The organism is Elizabethkingia argenteiflava, assembly GCF_009904105.1.
Lineage (GTDB): Bacteria > Bacteroidota > Bacteroidia > Flavobacteriales > Weeksellaceae > Elizabethkingia > Elizabethkingia argenteiflava.
In genome coordinates, this window is sequence record NZ_JAAABJ010000630.1 from 1 (window position 1) to 2,095 (window position 2,095).

The window sequence follows — 2,095 nt, forward strand, 5'->3', positions numbered from 1 at the left end:
ATTTCCTGTAATGCTAATTCACCTCCTTGCTCATACAGTTCTTAGAATCGATAAAAACGGTCTCGGGAATAGCCCATTACTTTACAGGCTTTGGATACATTTCCTAAATGTTGTGCTAATTCAAGTACGCATAACTTGTTTTTGATGATTTTTTGTTGTGTTGTCATAATACTTAATCTGTTTTAAAGTTATTTAATTTGATTACAACTGTCAGATTAAGTATTGACTAATTCAACCTAAAGAAACCACTTCTTCACCTGACAGTCCAAGAGTTCCTGAAATTACAAAAGCACAATGTTCCTGAAAAAAAGTATGAATATGGTCTTAAAGGTTTAGCCAAAACGCTGGGATGTTCCCGCTCGAAAGCAGCGGAAATCAAATCCAGCGGAATACTGGATGATGCTATCATTCAAAACGGAAATCTTATCATCATTGATAAAGAGAAAGCAATGCAGTTAATGGCTCTTCATAAAAAATGAATGAGTCAGGATTAATCAGGAGGTTTTGGGAATACAACGAAAAAGAACCGTTGGGAGCTATTGAGACTGCCCTCTATCTTTTTTTGCTGGAAGTATGGGAAAAAAACGAAGAAAATGACTTCAGTCTTTCGGATACCGAAATTTGCGAACGGCTTAAAATCACAAGACCAACCATTATTACTTTACGCCAAAAACTTTGTAATCTAGGAATGATTCATTATCAATCCAGAAACGGACTTCCCTGACATTACAAAATTCTTCCGGAATATTCGCCTGCGTTATCCGCTTTTGAAAAACCTGAAACCAACAAAGTCAGTTCGACAACTAAAAGCAGTCAAAAGATGATTCCAACAAAAAAGAAACCCGTCGGAAAATCATTACAGAAAAGAGAAGCTCCGCAGAATCAAAATTTGTCTTCCGATGATTCTGAGGAAAAGCCGGGTACAATACCAATTCCGCTTTCTGGGAATATTCCTTCTCAGGAAGAGTTTACGCAGTATGTGAAAACATTGGAAAACTATATTCCTGAATTAGACTATCTTATTAAAGAAAAATATGACAGCTGGCTCTCAAACGCATGGAAAAATAGTTATGATAAGCCGATAACAAACTGGAAGTCTTCGATAAAAAACACAATGCCCTTTCTTCAGAGTGAATTGCAATCGAGCAATACCACTTCTCCAAAGATTGTTTTGCAAACCATAAAACGCCCGAAATCAACTTAAGAAAGGTTAAGAATCGGCGGATACTCAATCCACCTTCTGACCTCTAAATATATTTATTAATCGCATTGATTTTTCCCTTTTTAGTTTTGTATTGTCTGTTTTTTTTCTAAATTAGACCGAAATTTATGACTACCACACAATATATGAAAAACTTACTTAAAGATACTGAGACATTTAATCCTATTATTCATTATGAAGCCAAAATCCATTGGATTTCCTATGTACTTCCTGTCTTCTTTATTATAATTGGTTCTGTAGGAGTTATCTCATTTTTATTATTAGAGTATAAAGATATGATTGATTTTCCCGGTCTTATTTCTTTGTTTCTTATTTATCTTTTCATTAGAGGTTTACTCCGGTTATTGAGAAACAGAAGCACAAAAATCTATATTACCGACAATCATCTCACATTTTCTACAGGAATATTAGGGAAAACACTTTCCGACCTCTCATTAAACAAACTTGAAGGGATGCTTCTGCATCAAAGTTTTTTAGGAAAGGCTTTGAATTTTGGAACGCTGGTTGTAACTACAGGAGATGTAACGAATACGTATTTCATTGAACACCCAATGGAATTGAGGAATGCTATAATGATGTTAAAAGATAATTCGATTAAATAAATCATATGTTTCATTCGTATTACATGTAATAACTTGGAATTCTTTGCATTATATTGCTTTTGTTATTTTATTCCTCAGAAAACTAAAAGTTTAAACAAGTTCTATTTTTATTTTGATTGACTTGAGGGTGTATCTCGAACTGTGTCATAAACATTATCTTTAAATATAATATTTTATGGCACAAGAAGAATTTGACTTTGAGTCTTTTAAGAAGGAGGCTATTGCCGGCCTTTATTCTGGAAAAAAAATGACTGGCACCGATGGGGTTCTG

General features: G+C 34.1%; 4 protein-coding genes and 1 pseudogene. 4 read left to right on the forward strand and 1 reads right to left on the reverse strand.

The window, feature by feature from the left end; all coding sequences use genetic code 11:
- Window positions 1–44: 44 nt before the first annotated feature.
- Window positions 45–167: pseudogene (locus GNY06_RS11165) on the reverse strand (helix-turn-helix domain-containing protein); the annotation flags it as partial.
- A gap of 90 nt (window positions 168–257) precedes the next feature.
- On the opposite strand from GNY06_RS11165, the gene GNY06_RS11170 reads away from it, so the two are divergent.
- From GNY06_RS11170 to GNY06_RS11185, 4 genes are all read left to right on the forward strand, one after another.
- Entirely contained in the window at window positions 258–479 is a 222-nt protein-coding gene (locus GNY06_RS11170) for a DUF3853 family protein (RefSeq protein ID WP_166520141.1), read from the forward strand.
- The gene (locus tag GNY06_RS11175; protein ID WP_166520139.1) at window positions 476–724 is read left to right on the forward strand and encodes a helix-turn-helix domain-containing protein; all 249 of its coding nucleotides are present in this window, start codon (window positions 476–478) and stop codon (window positions 722–724) included. The genes GNY06_RS11170 and GNY06_RS11175 overlap by 4 nt, the downstream gene beginning before the upstream one ends.
- A gap of 96 nt (window positions 725–820) precedes the next feature.
- Window positions 821–1,204: a hypothetical protein gene (locus tag GNY06_RS11180; RefSeq protein WP_166520140.1), complete on the forward strand. Its 384-nt coding sequence runs from the start codon at window positions 821–823 to the stop codon at window positions 1,202–1,204.
- A gap of 125 nt (window positions 1,205–1,329) precedes the next feature.
- A complete protein-coding gene (locus tag GNY06_RS11185) occupies window positions 1,330–1,824 on the forward strand; it encodes a PH domain-containing protein (protein ID WP_244614423.1) in 495 nt (164 codons plus the stop codon).
- Window positions 1,825–2,095: the final 271 nt, after the last annotated feature.